The organism is Rothia uropygioeca, assembly GCF_004136585.1.
GTDB lineage: Bacteria > Actinomycetota > Actinomycetes > Actinomycetales > Micrococcaceae > Rothia.
In genome coordinates this window covers 599,683-624,479 of sequence record NZ_NOIR01000002.1, presented here as the reverse complement: position 1 = coordinate 624,479, position 24,797 = coordinate 599,683, and the positions used below count along the sequence as shown (strand labels likewise).

The following is a 24,797-nucleotide window of genomic DNA, read 5'->3' as shown; positions in this document are numbered from 1 at the left end:
CGGGTCGAAAACTCGAGGTTTTCTTGAGCCTCGCATACCGCTGGGGGAGACCCCGCGCTACACTAAAAGCCTTATGGACGACCCTTTTAGTTGCTCTCATCCTGGGCCGCCTCTTGCGCGCCGCCACACTTCCGGGACGGTGAATTGATCCCGTGGAATGGTTACTCGTTCTGGCCGGCATCCTCCTGATTCTCGGCACCGGATTCTTCGTCGCGGTCGAGTTCTCACTCGTGGCATTGGACCAACCCACAGTCGTACGCCATATTCAAGATGGCGATCGGCAGGCCGAACCGCTCCTGAAATGCCTAAAATCATTGTCCACGCAACTGTCGAGTTGCCAGTTGGGCATCACAATCACCACGTTGTTGACGGGCTACACGCTCGACGTCGGGATCCAAGGTCTGTTGACCGAAACCATAGACGGGTGGGGCATTGCCCCGGCTGTTGCATCCGCGTCGACCCTGATCGTCTCGATGCTCATTGCGACCCTCCTGTCGATGACCTTGGGTGAGCTCATACCCAAGAACCTCTCGATCGCGGAGTCTTTCAGGATCGGCAAGGCGCTAGCCCGGTATCAACTTGCCTTCACCGCACTGATGAAACCTTTCGTGATCGTCATGAACGGTAGCGCCAACAAAGTCCTTCACCTCATGGGTCTCGAAGCGAAGGAAGAGCTCTCTGGTGCCCGTTCACCGGAGGAGCTATCCTCCATGGTTCGGCGTTCCGCCGATCTTGGAACCCTCGACGTCGGGACCGCGAATTTCGTGGCACGGACCTTGAACTTCTCCGAACACACCGCCTCCGACGTGATGACTGCCCGTCGCCAGGTCGTCATGTTGCCGACCACCGCCAACGTCCACGAGGTCATTGCCGAGGCCCGGAAAACCGGACATTCTCGCTTCCCGTTGTACGGTGAGAACCAGGATGATGTGAAAGGCGTGGTCCACATCAAGAGGGCCGTCGGTGTGCCTCCTGACCGGCGAGATACCGTCCAGGCCGGCGCGCTGATGGATGAGGTGCTCCGGGTCCCGGAGACCATCCATCTCGATGCCTTGTTGAGACAACTGCGCGAAGCTGCGTTGCAGGTGGCTGTCGTGCTTGACGAATACGGCGGAACCGCGGGCATCACAACCCTGGAGGACCTTGTCGAAGAGATCGTCGGCGAGGTTGCGGACGAGCACGATCGCGCCGTCCCTGGCGTTCTCGAGACTGCGGACGGCCGTTGGCATTTCCCCGGACTTCTGCGTCCGGATGAAGTCACGGAAAAAGTCACCCCTTTGGACGTCGACGACGATCCTGCTTTCGAGACTATGGGCGGCTTCATGATGGATCGGCTCGGACGCATCCCCGAAATCGGTGACACCGTGCCGATCGAAACGGGAATCCTCGAAGTCGAGCGAATGGACCATCGCCGTGTGGAACGGATCCTTTTCACCCCCTCCGTGCACGGATCTGACGAAACCCTTACCGAGGACCTGGGCCCGGTAAGGGCCGTGGACGGCAGCATCGACGCCGTCCGCCCGGCAAAGAATGCGAGCACTCGATGAACGATTGGGTTTCCCTAGCACTGCTGGTAGTTCTCCTCGCGGGGAACGCATTCTTCGTGGGCGGCGAATTCGCGATCATGTCAGCGCGTCGTTCCCAGATCGAACCGCTCGCCGAGGCCGGCAACAAGCGTGCGCAAACCACGTTGCGGGCCATGGAGCATGTGTCCCTGATGTTGGCCTGTTGTCAGCTCGGCATCACGGTTTGCTCGCTTCTGATCCTGAACGTTGCCGAACCCGCGGTTCACCACCTTGTGGCCGGGCCGCTGACAAACCTGGGGGTTCCTTCCTCGGCGGCGAACATCGTGGGGTTCTTGTTGGCACTGCTCTTGGTGACGTTCCTGCACGTGATCTTCGGTGAGATGGTTCCCAAGAACATCTCCGTTTCGGTTGCCGACAAAGCGGCGCTGGTCCTGGCCCCGCCGCTGGTCATGATTTCTCATGCGGTCAAGCCGATCATCGTCTTCCTTAACTGGCTCGCCAATTCGGCTCTAAAGATCCTGAAAGTCGAGCCCAAGGACGAGGTCTCTTCTACGTTCACACTCGAGGAATTGCAGACGATTGTCGAGGAATCAACCGCAGAAGGGTTGGTCACCGACGCGGACGGCATGCTCTCCGGAGCGCTGGAATTCTCGGAAAAAAGTGTCGGGGAAGTCATGGTCCCGGTGGATCGGTTAGTCACCCTGCCTTCAGACTGCTCTCCCCACGACCTTGAAAAAGCCGTGGGACGAACCGGCTTTTCGCGTTTCGTGCTGAAATCCGACGATGGAAGCTACCTGGGGTACCTTCACGTCAAGGACGTCTTGTCGATCCCCGACGAGCGTTATCGCCAGCCCACCCCGTTGACCAGGGTCCGTTCGCTGATCAACCTTCGACCGGACACCACCGTCGAGGACGCCCTGAGCACGATGCAACGTACTCACGGGCACGTCGCCCGCGTCGTTGCACAGAGTGGCGAGACGATCGGCGTTCTGTTCCTTGAGGACGTGCTGGAGGAGTTGATCGGTGAGGTCAAGGACTCAACGCAGGCCATGGACTATCGACGCACCGGAATTTCTTACCGTGAGGAAAGCGCACGTTCGATGCTCCCGAAAACTTCGGGCCGAGGCGCGACGGCGGCCACCGCGAAGCGCCCTACCAAGGAAGCATAAGCCATCGCTAAATTGTGAACGATTCGCATCTGAGTAGACTTTTTGCAGATGCGATTCGTTCGCTTTTTATTGAATGGTGCCTAGAAGGAGAAAACATGCGTGGTAAGGGCTGGGTCAGGGCTGTGGCCATCGCCGCAATCGGCGGGGTCGCTCTGACGGGTTGCTCGAATTCGGATTCGGGCTCCTCAGGTCGTTCGGAGAACGACAAAATCACGGTGGTGACTTCCACGAACGTCTATTCCGACATCGTGAAGTCCATTGCAGGGGACAACGTCAAGGTCGAACCCATTATCAATTCCACCAGCCAGGACCCGCACTCCTATGAGGCGACCGCGCAGGACCGACTCAAGGCCAAGGACGCCGATCTGATCGTTGAGAACGGCGGCGGATACGACGCCTTCATGGAAGACATCAGCGAAGGATCCGATGCAAAGAAGATTGACGCCGTCGAGCTCTCCGGGCTGCCCGGAGCAGGCGAAGCGGGCGGTCATGACCACGATCATGATTCCGACTCGGGTCATGAGCACGACCACGATCACGGCTCCTTTAACGAGCACGTCTGGTACAACCCGAAAGTCATGGAGACCGTGAGCAAGAAGATTTCCGACGAACTCGGAAGTCTCGACTCGGATCACAAGGATGATTATTCCAAGCGGGAACAGGAACTCGGGGATAAGCTCGGAAAGCTACAGGAGCGAGCCTCCTCGCTCAAGGGCGATGGCCGTCAGTACTTGGCGACCGAACCGGTTCCCGGATATTTGCTGCAGGCTGCTGGCCTCAAGGACGCAACTCCTCAGGACTTCTACGAAGCGATCGAGGGCGACACTGACGCACCGGCTTCCGTGATCAAGTCTCTGAAAGACGAGCTGGACTCCGGTAACATCGCTTTACTGGGGTTCAACTCGCAGACCGAGTCTTCGCAGACCCAGGACGTCAAGAAATACGCCGAGGACCACAACGTATCGACGGTTTCCTTCACCGAGACCCTTCCCGATGACCAGGATTACGTCGGCTGGATGAACATGAACCTGGACAATATTTCCTCTGCCTTGGACAGCCAGTCGTAAACTGACCTGCCTTCCCGAACGGTGACGCCGGCCCCAATCCGGCGTCACCGTATTTATTACTACATACCGCCTCGTCAAGGAGTTTTATTGTGTCCCCACTGCAGCCTCCGAGCATCGCTCTGGACCGTGCTGCGCTGTCCTTTGGGGAGCGCACCCTCTGGACCGAGTTGACACTGGATATTCCCCAGGGCGAGTATTTCGCTGTCCTGGGTCCGAATGGATCGGGCAAATCGACGTTCCTCAAGACCTTGCTCGGGCTTCTGCCTCTTTCGGGCGGTTCAGTCCGCGTGCTGGGGGAGACGGTGCGGCGCGGTAATCCACAGATCGGTTATGTGCCCCAACAGCGTCCGTTTTCGCCGGATACCCCATTGAGGGCCCGAGACCTGGTGGGAATGGGACTGGACGGGCATCGCTGGGGGCCGGGGCTGCTGTCCCGGAAGCGCAGAGCCCGTGTTGACGAGTCGTTGGAACGCGTCGGTGCCACGGAATACGCGGCCGTTCCTGTGGGGCTGTTGTCCGGTGGAGAACAACAACGGTTGCGTGTCGCCCAAGCCCTGGCGTCCCGGCCCAGGCTGTTGTTGTGCGACGAGGCGCTGCTTTCCTTGGACCTGCGCCATCAGAGCGCGGTGAGCAGACTGATAGAAGACTACCGAGAGGAGTCGGGTGCCACGGTGGTTTTTGTGACTCACGAGATCAACCCGATCATCGACGACGTCGACCGCGTGCTGTATCTGGCCAACGGTCGATTCACGGTGGGCAGCGTCGAGGAAGTCATGACCACGGAAACCCTCACGCGTGTCTACGGTGCACCGGTGAACGTGGTCCAGGTCGACGGTCGCTATATCGTCGTGGGCGCCGGATCTGCTTCCGAGGCCTCTGGTTCGGACTGCCACGCGCACGACATCGGAGGGGAAGCCTGATGCTCATTGATGCACTAGCCCCGTCGCTGGTCGCCGTCAGCGATTTCTGGAGCCGGATTTTTGTCTTCGAAGACTACGGTGAACTGTTTGTTCTTCTCAGCCAGTCCGTCGTCGCGGGAGCCATTCTGGCTCTCATCGGGGGCTTCATCGGGACATTCGTGATGATGCGTGACGGCTCTTTCGCCGTTCACGGAATAGCCGAACTTTCCTTCGCAGGTGCCGCATTCTTCCTGCTCGTCGGGATGGACGTGATCACCGGGTCATTGCTGGGGTCGATCGCAGCCGCGGCGATCATCGGGATCCTTGGGGCCAGGGCAAGCCACAACAGCACATTCATCGGTGTGCTGATGCCTTTCGGCCTCGGGCTCGGAATCCTGTTCCTCTCGTTGTACCAAGGCAGATCGGCAAATAAGTTTTCGCTCCTGACGGGGCAGATCGTGTCCGTCGACGCAGCTCAGGTATCCGAGATGGCCATCGGGGCCGTCGTTGTGATCGGCGGGTTGCTCATCGTGTGGCGTCCCCTGACTTTTGCAAGTCTCGATCCTGACGTTGCAATCGCCAAGGGTGTTCCGATGCGAGGCCTTGCAATGGTCTTCATGCTGTTGCTCGGCATCTCGGTTGCTCTGTCCGTGCAAGTGGTCGGCTCGCTTCTGGTTCTGGCGCTCCTGATCACGCCAGCAGCGGCGGCGATCCAACTGACGGCGTCGCCGGTCAAGGCCGTGGTTCTCTCGGTCGTCTTCGCCGAAATATCCACCGTGGGCGGAATCATGCTCGCGCTGGCGGGCTCTCTGCCCATCAGCCCTTATGTCACAACCATTTCCTTCTTGATCTACATCGTCTGCCGGATCGTGGGAACGGTGCGTCGGCGAGTGACGGGGTCCGGAAGAAAAATGCCGGTTGCCGCCTCACCTCATGATGAGGAACGCGCAACCTCGCGAGTGCACTGAGCGCACAATCCGGTGAGCTCGATGGTATGTGCGATTTCGGTGAAACCGAACCTGGATCCAACCTGTTCGGCCCATTGCTCGACGACGTCGGCTTCGATATCTTCCGCGGCCCCACAGCGACGGCACAGAAGATGATGGTGGTGATCATCGGCCAGGCACTTCCTGTACAGGGCTTGGCCGTCATCTGACTGGACCACGTCCACTTCGCCGGTGTCCTCAAGAGATTGGAGGATGCGGTAGACGGTGGCCAACGAAACCCTGCCTCCTCGATCCGAGACGATGCGGTGGAAGTCCTGGGCTGAGTGAAATTCTTCCAGAGTATCCAACGCCTCGACCACCGTTCTGCGCTGCCGAGTATTGCGGAATTCCTGGGTCATTCGCGCTCCTGCGGACCCCTCGGATCCTTCGTGCGCGGGTTGCTGCGCGGCCACGGCCTCAATCCTCTTTCTTACCGATGTCTGAAGGCGGCCCGATGCCCGCCCACGGTGCGGTTGCTCTTTCGCACCATATTGTCCTCATTCTAGGTGTGATGGATCCTCGGCATCGCCCAGGGCGTAACGGCTCGACACTGCCCTTACCCCGAACAGCTCAGGACGATATTCTGGGTGTTATGCGACTCACCAAGTTCACGCACTCATGCGTCCGACTGGAAAAGGACGGATCCGTTCTCGTCTTCGATCCCGGCAACTTCTCCGATGCTGCGGAGATCGGAACGGCCCTCGAAGGAGTCGATTATGTGGTCATCACACACGAGCACCCGGACCATTACGACCGCGACACGGTCAATGAGTACCTCGATACACGGCCGGATGTCCAGGTTTACGCACCTGGTCCCGTTGCCCGGGAGATGAGCGAGTCGGTCCAGCACCCCGGGAGGATCCATGAGGTCCACGGCGAGGAGTCCTTTGACCTCGGACCGTACGCCATACGGACCTTTGGCGGCCAGCATGCTTTGATCCATCCACTCGTGCCTGTGGTGGAAAATATCGGATTCCTCGTGGACGACAACATATATCATCCCGGCGACAGCCTGATCGTTCCGCACAGGGCCCAGGTTCGGAACCTCTTGGTCCCGATTCATGCTCCGTGGAACAAGTTGCACGAGGTCGTGGACTTCTTGACGTCGGTTCGGCCCCATCACGCCTACCCCCTTCATGACGGGCTTCTAGCCGAAAACGGCAAAGCCATGTTGACCAATCACTTGACCAACTTCGGGGGCAAGTACGGTAGCGAGTACCACCGCCTGGAAACCGGGGAATCCATCACTATCGAGGAGACAATGTGAGCACGGTATTTACCAAGATCATCGAAGGCGAGTTGCCTGCCCGCTTCGTGTGGAAGGACGAGCGCGCCGTCGGGTTCCTCTCAATTGCGCCGTTGTCCATGGGCCATGTCCTGGTTGTTCCTCGTGAAGAGGTCGACCATTGGGTTGACCTGCCTCAGGACCTTTCCGTGCATCTCATGAAGGTTTGTCAGACCATCGGGCAGGCCATCGATGAAGTTTACGACCCCGTTCGTGTAGGCCTGATGATTCAAGGGTTCGAAGTGCCTCATGCGCACCTGCACGTGTGGCCCACCAATTCGATCGAGGAATTCAGCTTCGACCAAGTGGACAATGATCCCGACCAGGACAGCATGGACGAGGCAGCTGCCGCTATTCGTGACGTGTTGACCAGAGCCGGGCATTCCGAGGCCGAAGTATCCTGAGACGAAGGATTTTCGGATCGGGTGACTCGGGGCGGCCCGACTCCACGAGGGAAACCGAAGTGCTCCAACTCATAGCTAAGCGGCATCACAACTCCGGGATAGCGGAGCGGCTCGTCATCACCGAGGGGTGAGTCGAGAAACACATGCACAGGGTTTTCGTGAAGCTCGGCCTGGCTGAATCCGACGATGCCCACGGGAGGCTGACCGCAGTCCTGCGGTATCTCAACCGCCGAATTGCGCCAGGCCGGCCAGTCTTCGAATCGTCGGAACCGTTATGCACGTCCTGACTGATTCAACATGTCGATAGCCTGCTTCTGCGATTTCCGGATCCGTTGGGCGGAGACGGGCCGTGAAGTTCCCAGCTCCTGAGCGAAGTAGCTTACTCGGAGCTCCTCGATCATCCAGCCGATGTCCGCGAGCTGAGCAGGTACCTCCCCGTCCACCGCGTACTTCTCGGCAGCGGAATCGTACTCGTCCTCGAGTTCCTGGACCTCAAGCATCAGCGTCGTGTCCTTGCCGACGCGCTCGCCGATCTTCGCGATGCGGCGACTCATGCCTTCAAGGTATCTCGGGAGATGGACCAAACGTTCGTAACCGGTGGAAGCCACGAAACCTGGGTACACGAGGTGCTCGAGTTGGGCTTTCATGTCGTTGAAGTTGTTGATAACGGCCAAGGAGGCTGAGGACTTGAGTTGTTTGCGCACCTGGTTGGCCTGTTTGAGGATCTCAGCAACCAAACTCGTCACCGTGAACACGGTATCGATGAGTTCGGCTCGGACTTCGTGGAACAGGCTTTCGAATTCCTGACGGGTGACGGGCGCGGTCTCTGGGGTGAGTTTGTCCAGCGCAGCAACGGTGCAGTCGGCGATCAACGAGTCGACCGAACCGTGGGGGTTCTGCGTGAAGACGATTTTTTCCTGGTTCTTCAGATGTTCCGACACGTATTTGTGGGGTGAAGGAACTCGTAAGGACAGCAAACGGATCGTTGCCTTTCGCTGTGCCCGATTCCGTTCGGATTCGGAGGCCAGAACACGCACGGCCACGGTCTCGCCTTCGTCGACCAGGGCTGGATATCCCTCGACCCGTTGCCCGGAAATGGTCCGGGTGATCTTGGGCGGAACGTCCGTTTCCGGCCAATCCCTGAGGCCAGAAACCTCGACGACACCCGCTCCCGGGGTGAGCCGCGTGGGGTCTTGACCGGAACTCGGTTTACTGCTTTTCCCCTGGAGCTTGTTTTGTGGAATCGGTGCCGGCTCGGGGGCACGCCCCTGTTCCGTCAGACGAGCGAGGGCTTCCGGAGAGGCCCCCAACGAAGCGGCCAGTGCCGACCGTATCTGAGGTCGTAGTTGCTCCTGTAAGGCTGCGAGATCCTTGCCTTCCCCGAGGAGTTTGTTCTTCGCATCGCGGACCTGGAAAGTTATCCGCAAGTGTTCCGGAACGGCGTCCCAGTTCCATGACCCAGAGGGAATAACGTGTCCCTTGAGCCGACGGAGCACCAGCTCGAGTGAGGGGAGCAGCTCGTCGTGTGCAGGATCGAAATCTGTCTCGAGCGCCTCGACCGCATCTCGAGCGACATCCGGTGCAGGAACAAAATTCTTGCGCGAGGCCTTGGGGAGGGACTTGATGAGGGCCGTGACCAATTCGTGCCGCAGCCCCGGAATCAACCACTCGAATGGCTCCTGAGGGATCTGATTCAAAAAGACAATCGGCACCTGGACGAATACGCCATCGGCTTCCGGGCTCGCACCCGGGGCCGCGGGCGCGAACTCATAGGAGAGATCCAGCCTGAGCTCCGAATCCGAAGTAGGCAGAACCCACGTGCGAGGAAATTGGGATTCGTCGTAGTCCCGGGCCTCTTCGTCGATGAGGTTCTCCGGGTTGAGGTCCAGAAGATGCTCATTCTGCGGACGAGTCCTCTTCCACCACCGGTCGAAGTGACGTTCCGAGACGACGTCCGCCGGGATCCGAGCGTCGTAGAAATCGAAGATCACATCGTCATCGACGCGCAGATCACGACGTCGAAGCCGCGCTTCGAGCTGGTCGATCTCGGCGAGGCGTTTTCGGTTCCGTTGGAAGAAACGATGACGCGTGCGCCAGTCGCCTTCCACGAGGGCCTTCCGAATAAACAATTCGCGGGAGAGCACCGGGTCGATACGCCAGTAGTTCACGGGTCGATCCGTGACGACCGGAACCCCGAATAGGGTCGCCTTTTCATAAGCCATCACGGAACCGCGCTTGGCCGACCAGTGCGGTTCGGAATAGGTCCGCTTGAGCAGCGACCCGGCCGCGTCTTCGACCCATCGAGGATCCACTGAGGCATTCACCCGAGCCCAAAGCTTGGAGGTTTCCACGAGTTCCGCAGAGACGATCCAGTCCGGGTTCTTCTTGAACAAACCGGATCCCGGGAAGATGGAGAACCGGGTACCCCGCGCCCCCTGGTATTCGTGTCTGCGCTCGTCCTTGAGGCCTATATGACTCAACAGACCGGTCAGAAGAGATCGATGGACGGCTTCCTCACTTCCCCCGACGCGAATCCGGCGCCCGCGGGAAACTCTGATGCCTGCCCGCGAACCAAGCTGCCGCAATTGCTCGTAGAGGTCCTGCCACTCCCGAACTCGCAAGAAGTTGATGAACTCGCGTTGACACATTTTCCGGAACTGGGAAGACGATAATTCTTCCTGTTTTTCCTGGAGGTACTGCCAGAGCAGGAGATAGCTCGAGAAGTCCGAGGTATCGTCTTTGAAGCGCGCATGGAACTGATCCGCTTGAGCCCTCTTCTCCGTGGGTCTTTCACGGGGATCCTGGATCGTCAGGGCAGCGGCCAAAACCATGACTTCTTTGGCCACGTCGTGATCTTGGGCAGCGACAATCATGCGTCCGAGCCGCGGATCCACCGGAAAAGCGGCCAGCTGACGGCCGACGGCGGTCAACGGCGAGGGCCTGGACTTTCGTTTGCCGTGTCCGCGTCGTGGCTGTGAATCGAATTTTTCCGGAGTCGCTTGGGCGGGCGCATCCTTGAGGGCTCCCAGCTCGCGGAGCACATTCACACCGTCGGAGATCGAACGCTTGGCGGGCGGCTGTACGAAGGGGAATCTTTCCATATCCCCCGGAGAGTGCACGACGCCGATCGACATCGTGTGGAGAATCACCGATGCGAGATTGGTGCGCAGTATTTCGGGATCGGTGAACTCGGGGCGGGAATCGAAATCTTCTTCGGAATAGAGGCGAATTGCTATGCCGTCCGAAACACGTCCGCAACGTCCGGAACGCTGGTTCGCGCTGGCCTGGGAAATTCGTTCGATCGGCAGACGCTGGACTTTGGTCCGCACGGAATACCGAGAAATCCTGGCGGTACCAGGATCGATCACGTACTTGATGCCCGGGACAGTCAGCGAGGTCTCGGCAACGTTGGTCGCCAGCACGATACGGGGTTTGCCGGAAGGCCGAAATACCCGATGTTGTTCTGCCATCGAGAGTCTCGCGAAGAGGGGGAGGATCTCGGTTCCGGCCAGGGACCGTTCGCGTTTGGACAGATCCTCGAGCGCGTCCGCGGCATCGCGGATTTCACGCTCTCCCGAGAAGAAAATGAGAATGTCGCCTGGATCCTCTTTCTTAAGCTCCAGGACAGCATCGCATACCGCATCCAAGGGGTCCCTGTCATCGACCTCCAGGCCGTCGCCGGTCTCGTCGTCCGAAGTTTCCGGAGAACCGCTCAGGGGACGATAACGAATCTCGACGGGGTACGTGCGGCCGGAAACCTCGATCACCGGCGCCGCGTCATCGGGCAGTTTCTCGTCCTCGGCACGTTCCTCGACCGGGTCGAAGCTCGGAGCAAAATGCCGGGCGAAACGGTCCGGATCGATGGTCGCCGACGTGATGATGAGCTTCAGGTCAGGGCGCTGGGGGAGGATTCGCTTGAGATAGCCCAAGATGAAATCGATATTCAAGGACCGTTCGTGGGCCTCGTCGATGATGATCGCGGAATACTTTTTGAGCAACGGATCATGCGGGATCTCGGCGAGAAGAATCCCGTCCGTCATGAGTTTGATCGCGGTCCGATCACTGACCTCGGAGGTGAATCGGACCTGATAGCCGACCGTCTGGCCGATTTTTTGCCCCAATTCCTCGGCGATACGCTCGGCAACGGACCTGGCGGCCAATCGGCGCGGCTGCGTGTGGCCGATGGTACCGGCCTCGTTCAGCCCGAGCTCGAGACACATTTTGGGGATCTGCGTAGTTTTGCCCGAACCGGTTTCGCCGGCGATCACGACCACCTGGTTATCCTGGATGGCTTCCATGATGTCTTCCCTGCGGGCAGAGACGGGCAAGGACTCCGGATAGGTGATGTGGAGAGGGACGGAAGCGGATGCTACGGGCTGATCAGACATATTGCGTCCCAGTTTACCGGCCTTCCGCACCGACGGGCACGGTCAGTCCCGCGGGGTCACCCAGTGGGCACGGATCCACCCGATGATGCGCTCGATTCGTGCCTCGTCCCGGAAGATGAGCGCGTCTGAATGTTCGGCCTTCGGCACGATTTCGAGAGCGGTCGAAATGCCACGTCCCCGCAGCGCCCGGTGGGCGTCGCCGGATTGCTTCCACGGCACACAGGAGTCCGAATCTCCGTGAACATAGAAAACGGGGCGATGGTTCGGGCTGAGATCGTCCGAACGAGCATAGTCAATAGGGTGCGCGCGTGCCCACGCTGCCTCGGCCGGAGAACCCGGAGTCGCGGGGTACGACGAGCCGAGCAGACGTCGTTCTGCACCGTCGTCGTCGGGGTGATCTGCCGGGAAACCACATAGCATGCGGTCGTCGAAAATTGACCGGAGGTCGCTGACACCATAGAAACTCACGGCGCAGGTCACGTCGGTGGATTCTGAAAGGCCCCCTTGTCCCTCGAGGTAGGGGATACCGGAATCCGGCGTCGCGGCGAGCAGCTGGGCGAGGTGGCCTCCCGCTGAGGCCCCGGATACAGCGATTCGGGTGGGATCGATGTCGAACTCATTGGCTTGCGAACGGAAGAACCGTACCGCGGTCTTGGCGTCATTCAGCTGTGCAGGGAAGAACGACCGATGTGACAACCGGTAGTTGATGGAAGCCACCGCGAAGCCAGCGGCCTGAAGTCGCTCGCGCCAATGATGCTGTCCATTATCGGAATACAAGAGGGAAGACTTGTCCCCGAACCGCCAAGCGCCACCGTGAAGGTGAATCAGAAGTGGACCGGGTCCAACGACCGGACCAGCCGGCGGGTAGAGGTCGAAAGAGCGATCGGCATCTCCGGGCTCTGCGTAAAATCCGCCGAGCATGTCATTTCCTCCGTATGGACCTGAATCGATACGAATTGACCCCGCCGCCGAGCGAACGGGACGGGGTCAGATGGTGCCCTCGATAGGATTCGAACCTACGACTTCTTGCTCCGGAGGCAAGCGCTCTATCCACTGAGCTACGAGGGCAACGCGTACCAGCATACCAGGAAATGCGGTCGGCGAGGACAACCCGACGCTTTACATTTTCTTCGAACGTTTTCCAGGAATCTTCCAGAACCGGGGAGTAAATAATAGAAGCGAGAAACATAGTTTCGCTAAATAGTCCGGCGTTTGGCACGACCAATGCGCCGGTTTCCTTCGTCCGAGGAGCAATCGCCGTGCACCTGCAACCCCGCGAACAAGAAAAACTGCTGACCGTTGTGGCAGCCGATCTCGCCAGGAGACGTCAGTCGCGGGGGCTCAAACTCAATTACCCGGAGGCCGTAGCGGTCATCACTTACGAATTGCTCGAAGGAGCCAGGGACGGACGAAGTGTTTCCGACCTCATGAGCTGGGGCGCCACGATTCTTTCCATCGACGACGTTCAAGAAGGTGTCCCCGAGATGATCCCCGACGTCCAGGTCGAAGCCACGTTCCCTGACGGAACCAAGCTCGTCACGGTTCACCAACCCATTCGCTAGGAAAGGACTTTCATCGTGATACCCGGAGAATACCGACTCGCAGAGTCGCCTATCGAATGCAATTCAGGTCGAGAGACCATAACCCTCGACGTCCTGAACCGAGGGGACCGGCCCGTCCAGGTCGGTTCGCACTTTCACTTCGCCGAAGTCAACCGCGCGTTGGCCTTTGACCGGCACACTGCGCGTGGTTTCCGGCTCGACATTCCGGCCGGGACCGCGGTTCGCTTCGAACCTGGCGACCGAAAGACCGTGAATTTGGTGGCCTTGGGCGGCGACCGGACCGTTTATGGGTTCCGCGACCTCGTGGACGGGCCGCTCGACGCCGCCCAGTCGACGGGGCTGAGGGACGAATCCACGCCGGCCCGTCACGAGTCGGCGGCCGGCGACGCCCCGGATCCGCTGCCCAGCCGGGACGACGACGACTATTCGAATCAAACGCGCTGAGCGCCTGGAAAGAACCGAGAAATTCTTGAGCTTTGAACTGAGCCGCGACCAATACGCGAATCTGTACGGCCCCACGACCGGAGATGCCGTGCGCTTGGCGGACACCGAATTGTTCGCCGAAATAGAACAGGATCTCACGACCCCGGGCGAAGAAGCCGTGTTCGGCGGTGGGAAAGTGATCCGTGACGGCATGGGCCAGAACGGTCAATTGGTCAGGGACGTCGGCGTTCCCGACCTGGTGATCACCAACGTCATCGTCATCGATTGGACCGGAATCTACAAGGCCGATGTCGCCGTTCGGGACGGGCACATCATGAAGATCGGCAAATCCGGAAACCCTCACACCATGGACGGGGTCGACATCGTCATCGGCGTTGCGACGGACGTTATCGCCGGCGAAGGAAAAATCCTGACGGCTGGCGGTATCGATTCTCACATCCACTTCATCAGCCCCGACCAGATCGAAACGGCCTTGGTCTCAGGGATCACGACCATGATCGGCGGAGGAACAGGACCCAGCGAATCGTCGAAGGCCACGACGATCACTCCCGGTGAATGGAACATTCACAATATGCTCCGATCGTTCGAAGCGTTCCCGATGAATTTCGGGATTCTCGGCAAAGGGCACGGTTCGTCGGTCTCGCCCTTGAGCGAGCAGATCCGTGCGGGAGCCATTGGACTGAAGGTTCACGAAGACTGGGGTGCGACGCCCTCATCGATCAATACCTCATTGCAGGTAGCAGACCAGTACGACGTCCAAATCGCCATCCATACCGACACTCTCAATGAAGCCGGCTTCGTCGAGGACACCAAAGCGGCCATCGACGGGAGGGTCATCCACACCTTCCATACGGAAGGGGCAGGTGGCGGGCACGCGCCGGACATCATCGAACTGGCCGCGGAGCCCAATATTCTGCCCGCCTCGACGAATCCGACGTTGCCTTATACCCGCAACACGATCGAGGAACATCTCGACATGCTCATGGTGTGTCATCACCTTCGAGCCGACATCCCCGAAGACGTCGCCTTCGCGGACTCGCGGATTCGCAAAGAGACGATCGCCGCGGAGGACGTCCTTCACGACATGGGAATCTTCTCGATGACCTCATCTGACTCGCAGGCAATGGGCCGCGTCGGTGAGGTAGTCCTGAGGACCTGGCAGGTAGCCCACTCGATGAAAAAACAACGAGGCAAGCTCGCCGAGGACGAAGGAACCGCGGGAGACAATTTCCGCATCAAACGATTCATCTCCAAGTACACCATCAATCCGGCCATCGCACACGGCGTTTCGGACTCGGTGGGTTCGATCGAAGAGGGGAAATTCGCGGATCTGGTCCTCTGGGAGCCGAAGTTCTTCGGGGCCAAGCCAGATCTGATCATCAAGGGCGGACAAATGGTCCACGGTCCCATGGGGGATCCGAATGGATCGATCCCGACCCCGCAGCCCCGGAATTACCGAAAGGCATTCGGAGCCTTCGGACAGGCGACGGCTTCGTCTTCGATCACGTTCCTGTCCGAGGTCGCGGTCCAGGCTCAAGTACCTCGTCTGCTGGGGCTCAACAAGGTCATCCGAACGTGCCACGGTATACGCAACCTGACTAAGGCTGATCTCCGATTCAACGGGGAGACACCGAAGTTGTCAGTCGACCCGGAAACCTACGAAGTCAAGGTCGACGGCGAGCCGATCACGTGCGAGCCGGCCGAGGACCTGCCTCTGACCCAGCGATACTTCCTATTCTGAACCGAACCATCCAGCCCAGGAGACAGCTCATGATTGTCACCCGCGTACTCGCTAACGTGCACGAACCCGACGGCCAGGCCCTCGTTGCGGACCGTCACGTCGAGAAAGTCGTACTCCCCAGCCAGGACCTGGTTAAACGGATCCAACGGCTGACCACGGACCATGGAAACGAATTGGGGCTCCGCCTTCCGTCTCGGTCCCCGGACCTCAAGGACGGGGATGTCTTGGCTGTCCCTGGAGAAGACGGCGACTCCGCGGTTATCGTGCGCGTCTTGCCAACGGACGTGTTGGTCATCCGGCCGATTTCGATCTTCCACATGGGTCGCATCGCGCACAGCTTGGGGAACCGGCATTTGCAAGCGCAGTTCTTCGACGAGAACAGCGAGTACGAAGCCGAGGTCATGGTCGTTCAGTACGACCACACCGTCGAGAGATTCCTCCACGAAGAAAACGTTGACTACGCGCGTCAAGAACGTGTGATGCCTGTGCCGTTCCGTCATGCAGAACACACCCACTGAACCGGAGGGCACCACGGCACTGACTCGTTTGATGGGTCTGATGCAACTGACGGATTCCGCGATACCGACCGGAGCCTTCAGTCATTCGCTCGGATTCGAAACGTACATGAGCCGAGGGGAACTGGACGACGAGGATACTTTCGCCGATTGGCTGCGCATGTTCGTGGAGCAACAACTGACGTACACCGACGCGGCGGCCATCCGTATCGTCTACCGTGCGTCCTGTGAAGAAGAAATCGTGGACCTGGACGAACTGATTATCGCCCAAGCCCTGCCACGGCAGATACGTGACGGGGGGATCACCATGGGGCGTCGGCTTCTGTCCATCGGCGCGGCCAGCTACTCGGGACGCTGGACCGAGGCCTACGCCCGGTCGGTCGATGACGGAAGAAGCCACGGCCATCAGGCCATCTCAATGGCAGTGCTCGCGCGTGACCTGGGGGTCCCGGAAGACGAGGCCGTTGCCTCTCATGTTTACGCCTCGGTGATCTCGCTGACACAGAACGCCGTGCGGGGGATCCCACTGGGGCAGAACGCAGGACAGCGAATCGTCGCAGCGCTGCAACCCGAAGTCTTGCGCGCTGCAGAAGCGTCCAGGCAGCTGAGGGCCGAAGACCTCGGGGCAATATCGCCTGGACTCGAGATAGCCCAAATGGCACATGAGCGTCAGCGTGCTCGCCTCTTCATGAGCTGAAAACACGAATTGAAGGAGAAGAACAATGGAACCTGTGATTATAGGGATCGGTGGCCCTGTCGGCGCCGGAAAAACACAGTTGATCGAGCGCGTCTCTCGCGCCATGAGCCAGGAGATACCCATGGCCGCGATCACGAACGACATATACACGATCGAGGATGCCAAAATCCTCGCCCGCAACTCAGTCCTGCCGGAGGACAGAATCATCGGGTTGGAAACGGGTGGATGCCCCCACACGGCCGTCCGCGAAGATACGTCCATGAACGAAGCCGCCATCGGGGAAATGAGGAAGCGGCACGAGGATCTGCAGATCATTTTCGTCGAATCCGGCGGAGACAATCTTTCCGCGACCTTCAGTCCAGAGCTCGTGGACTTCTCGATCTACGTCATCGACGTTGCTCAGGGGGAGAAAATCCCCAGGAAAGCTGGTCAAGGCATGATCAAATCCGACTTCTTCATTATCAATAAGACCGATTTGGCCCCGTATGTCGGCGCCGACCTGTCCGTCATGGAGGCCGATTCGCGGGTGTTCCGCCAGGACAAACCTTTTGCCATGACCAACCTGGTGACCGACGAAGGGCTCGAAGCCGTTCTGAAATGGATACGCACAGATGTCCTCATGATGGACCTTGCCTAAGTGAAAGATCGGGAGACAGCGGACAGCAGGGGCTGGGGCCGCCCGACGTCGTGCGGTGACTCGGCAGGACGGTTGCGTCTTGGAATCGATGTCCGGAACGGCCGGTCGTTCGCGGCGGACCAATACCACGAGAACGCCCTGCGGGTCCTCAAGCCCCTGTACCTGGATTCGTCGGGGCAAGTGGTCTACACCATGGTCAATCCCGGTGGCGCCTACTTCGGATCAGACGTCTACGAGATAGACATCGAGGTCAAGGACGATGCTTCCCTTCTCCTCACGACTCAGTCAGCGACCAAGGTCTACAAGACTCCGCAAGGGCCGGCACGTCAACGCATGCGCATTTCGCTCGGCCGCGGAGCAACCCTGGAATCCGTGCCCGACCAGCTGATCGTCTACAGGGAAGGACAGTACTTCCAGGACACCGTGATCGACATGCACCCTCAGTCCTCGTTGCTGACCTGCGAAATCATCACACCCGGATGGTCGCCCACTGGAGCGAGCTTCGCATACCAGGAGCTGCGCATGCGCACCGAGATTCGGGCCCGGACGGAAGGTGGCCGACGTCGGGTGGCCGTGGACCAACTTCGGATCAAACCGGGCGAGGGAACGGAAGTCTCCGGCGTGGGATTCATGGAGGGGCACAGCCATACGGGCCAGCTTCTCGTCGCGGATCGGCGCCTGGACGAGCGACTCTACGAGGACCTCGCGGACATCATGGACGCCTCGAACACCATGTCCGGGATGACTCGAGTCGGAGCTCAACGACAAGACGGTCTCGCGTGCTGGGCCATGAGAAGCCTTGCCCACAGCACCGCTGATATCCACGACCTGCACCTCGCCGTCGCGAACGAAGTCAGGTCGCGACTGCGCAACCAGGGACGGATGAACCTCCGTAAGTACTGATTGCCCTCGAATCACGCCTATTAGAAAGGGGAGAGTCGATGACGGATGTGTCTGCCTCGGCGCTCTACAGCCGCTACGTCACACGCAGGGAAAGCCTGCCTCTCAGGACCCGAGTCGGATTCACCCTGGGCGCCGTAGGTTCGCTTCATCTCATCGCCCTCGGTCTCTTGCTGACCGCATTCGTTCCCGGATCGCAGCCCTTGGCGCTCGGCGTCGTGCTGACGGCCTATGTCGCCGGAATGAAACACAGCTACGACTGGGACCACGTAGCCGCGATCGACAATTCGACGCGTAAATTCGTCGCCGACGGAAGGAATCCGGCGAGCGTAGGGTTTGCATTCAGCTTGGGCCACTCCATGGTCGTAACTCTCGCCGGAATCATGGTCATAGCAGGCGTGCACTTCGTCCACGGCGCGTTCGAGGAGGGGAGCACGGCGAATCTCGTGCTCGGGCTGATAGGAGCCGGTGTATCGGGTTTCTACCTGTTGGTCCTTGGTCTGTACAACAGCGGAATCGCGGTTCGACTGATCCGCAGGGCGCGGACGGGCCACAGATTGCCTCAGGGACATCGACACGATCTCGACGAAAACTGGGGCTTGGTATCCCGTTTGCTCAGAGGACCCCTGTCCAGAGTGCGCAGTCCTCGTGACATCTTCGTCATTGGTTTCCTCTTCGGCCTCGGATTCGACACGGCGACGACGATCGGACTGCTGTTGCTGACGGCCAGTGCGTCGTTGGCAGGGGTGCCTGCTGTCGCATTGCTCGGCCTTCCCTTTGCCTTCACCGCAGCGATGACGCTATGCGACACCTTGAACGGCCTCGGAATGATGCGGTTGTACTCCTCTGCGCTGGCAGACAACACGTCCCGAATACGATTCAACGCAACCGTCACCGCCGTCTCATCGCTCGCCGCGCTCCTGATCTCCATCCTCACGCTGGGTGGCTTCTTCCACGGACTCTTGGGTCTGAAGGATCCTGTGACCACGTGGCTGGCCGAGATCGACTTGGGTGACGCAGGATTGGTTCTCGTCGGTTGTTTCGTTGCAGTCTGGGCGGGATTTGCCCTGACGGAACGTCGGCGACACAAATCTGCCGAATCCGGCCCGTCGACAAGTGAACGGATCGGGGCCTGAACGTTCACATGTATGCGCCCCTTATCTCAACTGCTTCCGTCGTGGCTCGAGGCCTCGGCCAAATCTTCTTTGTCCGGAGCGCGCTGACCGGTCTGGGAATCGTCATAGGGCTTTCGTTCTCCTCGTGGAGCATTGCGGGACTCGTCGTGCTGGGAAGCCTCGTTCAGACTTTCGGTGCCTACTTCCTCCAGCATCGCCGGTCAGAGGTCGATGACGGACTCATGGGCTACAACGGGGCATTGGTCGGTGCGGCCGCGGCGTGGGAGTTGGGCGGCACGTGGCCCGCGGTTCTTGTGACGGTAGTAGGCAGCTTCGCATGTATCCCCGTCCATGAAATGATCCGGTGGCTGTGGTCCTTGCCGTGGCTCCGGCGGTTCGACCTGCCGGTCTCCACCGCGCCCTTCTGCATCATTGCGGGACTCGAGCACGGTGCAATAGTGCCCCTGCTCAGAACCGAGTCGAGTGCGACTCCGGTGAGCTCCTTTTCCGGCTATGAGCTCGGACTGTTCCAGGATTTCTCGGAGGTCATCCTCTCAACGGGTCTCGTGACCGGCCTCGTGATCGTCCTCTCGTTGTTTCTCGGATCCTGGAAGATCGGTGTGGCTTCCCTCGCGGGCAGCGCTTTGGCTATTGGGTTCGGCATTGCCGTTCACTCTCCGACGGCGAACCTGAGCGCCGGGTTGACCGGCTATTCGGCAGTGTTGGCAGCGATTGCCCTGGGCGCCGTCGTGCTACCGGAGAGGCCATGGGGTGTGCGGGCCGGCGCCGTCGTCGCCGGCGTCGGGCTGACTTTGGCTTTCAACCATCTGTTGGCGCTCACGGGAGGCCCCGTGTTCACCTGGCCCTTCCTCCTCTCGATGTGGCTCGTCATGGTCGTGCTGAAGTTTCGGAAGGCCCGAATCTTTCCTCGCGCCGTCACGAAGGTGGAGTGAAAGACAATCCTTGTAGACTGGACGAGTGACTCCCGAAGAACTCTCCGATGCAATATCCGCGTGCCTCCACCAGGCCATCGACTCTGGGCAGCTCGAGCTGGTCGAGGGACAAGCCCTGCCAGAAGTGAAGGTCGAGCGTCCCAAGAATCGCCAGCACGGTGACTGGAGCACCAACATCGCTCTGCAGCTCGCCAAGCGTGTGGGCAAAAACCCTCGTGAGGTAGCCCAGGTCCTCTCGGAGTGGATCATCGCGATCGACGGCGTGTCCGACGTGGACATAGCCGGTCCGGGATTCCTCAACATTGTTCTCGACGCGGCCGCAGCCGGTGTTCTGGCGCAGAACATTCTCGAGGCCGGAGCGTCGTACGGTTGGTCCACCAAGCTCGACGGCATGCACATCAACTTGGAATTCGTCTCCGCCAACCCCACTGGGCCGATTCACCTCGGCGGCACGCGTTGGGCAGCCGTGGGCGACTCGCTGGCACGCATCCTGACGGCCAACGGTGCTCAGGTCACCCGCGAGTACTACTTCAATGACCACGGGACGCAGATCGATCGATTCTCCGGTTCGTTGCTGGCCAAAGCTCGCGGCGAGGCGGCCCCAGAGAACGGTTACGGCGGGCAGTACATCGACGACATCGCACAGCGTGTGTTCCGTGAAGTGCCCGACGCCTTGGAATCGAATGATCCTCAGGAGGTATTCCGGAAATACGGAGTGGCGATGATGTTCGAGGACATCAAGAAGTCATTGCACGATTTCGGGGTGGACTTCGACGTCTATTTCCACGAGAACTCGCTCTTCGATTCCGGCGAGGTTGATCGGGTCCTCGAGCAGCTCAAGGGCAGCGACAAACTCTACTTCGCAGACGGCGCGTGGTGGCTCCGGTCGACCGACTACGGCGACGACAAGGATCGGGTCGTCATCAAATCTGACGGAAACGCTGCATACATCGCTGGCGACATTGCTTACATCGCCGACAAGCGGGCTCGGGGCGCGAACCTGGCGATCTACATGCTGGGTGCCGATCACCACGGTTACATTGCCAGGCTTAAGGCCGCCGCGGCGGCGATCGGCGACGACCCGGATGCTGTCGAAGTCATGATCGGCCAGATGGTCAATCTGGTCCGCGACGGCAAGGCCATCCGGATGTCCAAGCGGGCCGGCACAGTCGTGACCATGGAAGATCTGGTCGATGCCGTGGGAACCGATGCCGCGCGCTATTCTCTGACCAGATACTCGGTCGATTCCAACATCGACATTGATCTGGACCTGCTCACCCGGCGGTCCAACGAGAACCCTGTGTTCTACGTTCAGTACGCGCACGCTCGCACGTGCGCGGTAGCCCGTAACGCGGCCGACGCCGGAGTGACGCGTTCGGCGGAGAGCTTCGACGCCTCGTTGTTGAGCACTCCGGCGGATGAGGAACTTCTCGCGGCCTTGGGGCAGTTCCCCGGTGTGCTCGTCGAAGCCGCGGAGTTCCGCGAACCGCATCGTGTGGCTCGCTATCTGGAGCGTCTGGCGGGTGCATACCATCGTTGGTACGACGCGTGCCGCGTAACGCCCAAGGGCGACGAAGAAATAACCGTTATCCATCGGACTCGCCTGGCCTTGAACGATGCCACGACCCAGGTGTTGGCCAATGGTTTGCACCTCTTGGGCGTCACCGCACCGGAGAGGATGTAAATGGGCAAGGCACAGTCGACCGTGGTCCCGGAATGGCTCAGCCTTCCCTCCGACCCGGCAGAGCTGGACCGGCACATCTGGACCCCTTCTTATGGTCGTGACGGCTCGGGCGAGCTGACCATCGACGGCCAGACTGCCTCCAGCCTTGTCGAGCAGTTCGGAACACCGCAATACGTCTATTCCGAAGAGACATTCCGCACCCGCGCTCGCGAGTACCGCGCCGCATTCGAAAAGGCCTTTGGCGAATACGGCGCCGAGGTCTCGGTCTATTACGCCGGAAAGGCGTTCCTCTGCTCGGCCGTCGTACGGTGGGCCCGGGAAGAAGGGCTCAACTTGGATACGGCGTCCGGGGGAGAACTTGCCCTGGGACTTGCCGCCGGCATGCCGGGGGCGCGAATTGCCCTGCACGGCAACAACAAATCGGAAAACGAGATTCGCAGGGCACTCGAAAACGGTCTCGGACGGATCGTAGCCGATTCCGTTCCCGAACTTTTCATGATCGACCGCATCGCACGCAACATGGGCGTCACGGCCCCAGTCATGATTCGCATCACCCCCGGTGTGCATGCCGAGACGCATGATTTCATCGCCACGGCCCACGAGGACCAGAAGTTCGGGTTGTCGCTGGCCGAAGGGACGGCTGCATTGGCCGAATCCGACGTCGATGCATCACTGTGGTCCGAAACGGCGGTTGCCTCCTCGGACTCTGTGGCGATGCTCGCTGCCCTGACCGCGGATGCGTTGGACGGGCTGGACCTGCGCGGATTCCACTGCCACATCGGTTCCCAGATCTTCGAGGCCGATGGCTTCGGCCTCGCTGCCCAGCGACTGCTGACATTCATTTCAGACGTATCGAACCGAATTGACGCGAACATCCCCGAACTTGACCTGGGCGGCGGCTACGGCATCGGCTACATCGAGGGGGATACCCCTCGACGCGCCGACGTCATAGCCCGTGATCTGGCACGCAGCGTCGCGGATACCTGCTCGTCACTGGGACTAGACATACCCCACATTTCGATCGAGCCAGGCCGCGCATTGACCGGACCCGCGGGCACCACGCTGTACACCGTGGGAACCATCAAGGACGTTGCGATCGATTCCGGATCCGGCCGGACTCAGGTGCGTCGCTACGTCTCAGTAGACGGTGGCATGTCGGATAACGCGCGCCCGGTTCTGTACGACGCGGATTACTCCGTTATTGTGGCCAACCGGGCTCCCAGCGGAGAACAAGTTCTTTCCCGCGTGGTGGGCAAACACTGCGAATCCGGCGACGTCGTGGTTCGTTATTGCTACTTGCCCGCCGACCTCGCGAGCGGTGACGTTCTTGCCGTGGCGGCCACTGGGGCGTACTGCTGGGCGCTCTCGAGCAACTACAACTACCTTCCGCGTCCCGGCGTGGTAGCGACTTCCTCGGGGCGCCCTCCACGCGTGATCGTGCGCGGTGAAACCGAGGAAGACCTTTTCGCCAGGGACGCCGGCCTCTGAGCCGACATACCGACTTGCTAGGAGAAACTATGACCGAACCGACGATCAAGGTGGCGCTCCTCGGCGCCGGAACCGTGGGATCGCAGGTCGCACGGGTACTCACGGAAGATTCTGCGGAGTTGGCGCAACGTATCGGCGCGACTCCCGAGCTGGTCGGGATCGCGGTGCGCAGCCTCGAAGCGGACCGCGATTACGCAGCCGACCCTTCTCTCTACACCACGGACGCAGAGTCCCTGATCGACCAAGCCGATGTCGTCATCGAGCTCACCGGCGGCATGGAACCTGCGCGGTCACGGATCCTCAGGGCGCTGAATGCCGGCAAGCACGTGGTCTCGGGAAACAAGGCTCTTCTGGCCGCCCACGGGGCGGAACTTCAGCGCGCGGCCAGTGCGAACAACGCGCAGCTTTCCTACGAAGCGGCTGTCGCGGGTGCTATCCCGATTCTGCGACCATTGCGCGACTCCCTCGCGGGCGACCAAGTCACCCGAGTGCTGGGCATCATGAACGGAACGACCAACTTCATCCTGGACGCGATGGATTCGACAGGGGCCCAGTTCGACGATGCCCTGGCTGAAGCCCAGCAATTGGGCTATGCGGAGGCCGATCCGACCGCGGACATCGAGGGGCAGGACGCCGCAGCGAAAGCCGCAATCGTCGCTTCGCTGGCGTTTCATTCCGAATTCACGATCGATGATGTTCACTGCCAAGGCATAACCGACATCACCGCCGACGACGTCGCCGCCGCGGCGAGCGACGGGTACGTGATCAAGCTTCTGTCCGTCTGCGAGCTCGACGGAGAGGGTGTGAACATTCGCGTGAATCCGACCCTGATTCCTCGCTCTCATCCGCTCGCGAGTGTCCGGGACGCCTATAACGCTGTCTTCGTCGAATCGCGGGATGCTGGAGAACTCATGTTCTATGGTCCCGGCGCGGGGGGAGCACCGACGGCGTCGGCCGTCTTGGGTGATTTCGTTTCCTTGGCCCGCCGCAGCATGCTCGGGGGCCCAGGAGTCCCGGATTATGCGTATGCGAAGCTCCGGGCCACGTCGTTGTCCAACGTCGTATCGCGGTACACCGTCGGTCTGCGCGTTCGGGATCAGCTCGGGGTCCTCGCCGCGATCGCGAACGTCTTCGCCGAGCACGGTGTCTCGATCCAGACTATGCACCAGACCAAGCATCGTGAACACGAGGACATCGAAGGCAACCACGCCACGATTCGCATCGTGACCCACAAGACCAGTGACGAGAACCTGCAGTCCACGATCGACGAATTGTCCTCGCTGTCCACGGTATACAGCGTTGCTTCCGTGATTCAGGTCGAGGGCTAGCGCCACCTC

At 60.2% G+C, this 24,797-nt stretch carries 22 protein-coding genes and 1 tRNA gene; 19 read left to right on the top strand and 4 right to left on the bottom strand.

Going from position 1 to position 24,797, the window contains the following annotated elements:
- Positions 1–152 precede the first annotated feature (152 nt).
- The 5 genes from EWR20_RS07135 (at position 153) to EWR20_RS07115 (ending at position 5,629) form a co-directional block, all read left to right on the top strand.
- Positions 153–1,547 (top strand): hemolysin family protein, encoded by a 1,395-nt coding sequence (locus tag EWR20_RS07135; RefSeq protein ID WP_129359927.1) that lies wholly within the window; start codon positions 153–155, stop codon positions 1,545–1,547.
- Positions 1,544–2,695 (top strand): hemolysin family protein, encoded by a 1,152-nt coding sequence (locus tag EWR20_RS07130; RefSeq protein WP_129359926.1) that lies wholly within the window; start codon positions 1,544–1,546, stop codon positions 2,693–2,695. Before EWR20_RS07135 ends, EWR20_RS07130 begins: the two co-directional genes overlap by 4 nt.
- 95 nt (positions 2,696–2,790) lie before the next feature.
- Entirely contained in the window at positions 2,791–3,762 is a 972-nt protein-coding gene (locus EWR20_RS07125; protein ID WP_129359925.1) for a metal ABC transporter solute-binding protein, Zn/Mn family, read from the top strand.
- Between the two features lie 89 nt (positions 3,763–3,851).
- Positions 3,852–4,682, top strand: coding sequence for a metal ABC transporter ATP-binding protein (locus EWR20_RS07120; protein ID WP_371811948.1), 831 nt, complete (start codon positions 3,852–3,854; stop codon positions 4,680–4,682).
- Positions 4,682–5,629, top strand: a complete 948-nt coding sequence (locus EWR20_RS07115; RefSeq protein WP_129359924.1) for a metal ABC transporter permease — start codon at positions 4,682–4,684, stop codon at positions 5,627–5,629. Before EWR20_RS07120 ends, EWR20_RS07115 begins: the two co-directional genes overlap by 1 nt.
- Here EWR20_RS07115 and EWR20_RS07110 read toward each other — a convergent pair.
- Entirely contained in the window at positions 5,593–6,060 is a 468-nt protein-coding gene (locus EWR20_RS07110; RefSeq protein WP_238147629.1) for a Fur family transcriptional regulator, read from the bottom strand. The two genes, EWR20_RS07115 and EWR20_RS07110, sit on opposite strands and share 37 nt — an antisense overlap.
- Positions 6,061–6,239: 179 nt before the next feature.
- On the opposite strand from EWR20_RS07110, the gene EWR20_RS07105 reads away from it, so the two are divergent.
- Entirely contained in the window at positions 6,240–6,914 is a 675-nt protein-coding gene (locus EWR20_RS07105; RefSeq protein WP_129359923.1) for an MBL fold metallo-hydrolase, read from the top strand.
- Positions 6,911–7,336, top strand: coding sequence for an HIT family protein (locus tag EWR20_RS07100; RefSeq protein ID WP_129359922.1), 426 nt, complete (start codon positions 6,911–6,913; stop codon positions 7,334–7,336). The genes EWR20_RS07105 and EWR20_RS07100 overlap by 4 nt, the downstream gene beginning before the upstream one ends.
- Positions 7,337–7,608: 272 nt before the next feature.
- Here EWR20_RS07100 and hrpA read toward each other — a convergent pair whose 3' ends face one another.
- From hrpA to EWR20_RS07085, 3 genes are all read right to left on the bottom strand, one after another.
- A complete protein-coding gene (gene hrpA, locus EWR20_RS07095) occupies positions 7,609–11,724 on the bottom strand; it encodes an ATP-dependent RNA helicase HrpA (protein ID WP_129359921.1) in 4,116 nt (1,371 codons plus the stop codon).
- 42 nt (positions 11,725–11,766) lie between these two features.
- Positions 11,767–12,645: an alpha/beta hydrolase gene (locus EWR20_RS07090; RefSeq protein WP_129359920.1), complete on the bottom strand. Its 879-nt coding sequence runs from the start codon at positions 12,643–12,645 to the stop codon at positions 11,767–11,769.
- A gap of 71 nt (positions 12,646–12,716) precedes the next feature.
- Positions 12,717–12,792, bottom strand: a tRNA-Arg gene (locus EWR20_RS07085).
- A 191-nt stretch (positions 12,793–12,983) separates the two neighbouring features.
- Between EWR20_RS07085 and EWR20_RS07080 the strand changes: the two genes are divergently transcribed.
- From EWR20_RS07080 to EWR20_RS07025, 12 genes are read left to right on the top strand one after another with little or no spacing between them, the layout of a single operon-like run.
- Entirely contained in the window at positions 12,984–13,286 is a 303-nt protein-coding gene (locus EWR20_RS07080) for an urease subunit gamma (protein ID WP_129359919.1), read from the top strand.
- A gap of 15 nt (positions 13,287–13,301) precedes the next feature.
- Positions 13,302–13,730 carry an urease subunit beta gene (locus EWR20_RS07075; protein WP_129359918.1) on the top strand — a complete coding sequence of 143 codons (429 nt, stop codon included), beginning with the start codon at positions 13,302–13,304 and terminating at the stop codon, positions 13,728–13,730.
- A gap of 25 nt (positions 13,731–13,755) precedes the next feature.
- Positions 13,756–15,471 carry an urease subunit alpha gene (gene ureC / locus EWR20_RS07070; protein WP_129359917.1) on the top strand — a complete coding sequence of 572 codons (1,716 nt, stop codon included), beginning with the start codon at positions 13,756–13,758 and terminating at the stop codon, positions 15,469–15,471.
- A 29-nt stretch (positions 15,472–15,500) separates the two neighbouring features.
- Positions 15,501–15,989: an urease accessory protein UreE gene (gene ureE, locus EWR20_RS07065; RefSeq protein ID WP_129359916.1), complete on the top strand. Its 489-nt coding sequence runs from the start codon at positions 15,501–15,503 to the stop codon at positions 15,987–15,989.
- Positions 15,970–16,683 (top strand): urease accessory protein UreF, encoded by a 714-nt coding sequence (locus tag EWR20_RS07060; RefSeq protein ID WP_165000981.1) that lies wholly within the window; start codon positions 15,970–15,972, stop codon positions 16,681–16,683. The genes ureE and EWR20_RS07060 overlap by 20 nt, the downstream gene beginning before the upstream one ends.
- A gap of 25 nt (positions 16,684–16,708) precedes the next feature.
- A complete protein-coding gene (gene ureG / locus EWR20_RS07055) occupies positions 16,709–17,320 on the top strand; it encodes an urease accessory protein UreG (protein ID WP_129359915.1) in 612 nt (203 codons plus the stop codon).
- Positions 17,321–18,223, top strand: a complete 903-nt coding sequence (locus EWR20_RS07050; RefSeq protein ID WP_129359914.1) for an urease accessory protein UreD — start codon at positions 17,321–17,323, stop codon at positions 18,221–18,223.
- A gap of 38 nt (positions 18,224–18,261) precedes the next feature.
- Complete coding sequence (locus EWR20_RS07045) at positions 18,262–19,356, top strand: HoxN/HupN/NixA family nickel/cobalt transporter (RefSeq protein WP_129359913.1); 1,095 nt, start codon at positions 18,262–18,264, stop codon at positions 19,354–19,356.
- A gap of 41 nt (positions 19,357–19,397) precedes the next feature.
- A complete protein-coding gene (locus EWR20_RS07040; protein ID WP_165000980.1) occupies positions 19,398–20,288 on the top strand; it encodes an urea transporter in 891 nt (296 codons plus the stop codon).
- Positions 20,289–20,313: 25 nt separating this feature from the next.
- Positions 20,314–21,972, top strand: a complete 1,659-nt coding sequence (argS, locus tag EWR20_RS07035; protein ID WP_129359911.1) for an arginine--tRNA ligase — start codon at positions 20,314–20,316, stop codon at positions 21,970–21,972.
- Complete coding sequence (locus tag EWR20_RS07030; RefSeq protein ID WP_129359910.1) at positions 21,973–23,460, top strand: diaminopimelate decarboxylase family protein; 1,488 nt, start codon at positions 21,973–21,975, stop codon at positions 23,458–23,460.
- A 29-nt stretch (positions 23,461–23,489) separates the two neighbouring features.
- Positions 23,490–24,788 (top strand): homoserine dehydrogenase, encoded by a 1,299-nt coding sequence (locus EWR20_RS07025; protein ID WP_129359909.1) that lies wholly within the window; start codon positions 23,490–23,492, stop codon positions 24,786–24,788.
- The last annotated feature ends 9 nt before the right edge of the window (positions 24,789–24,797 follow it).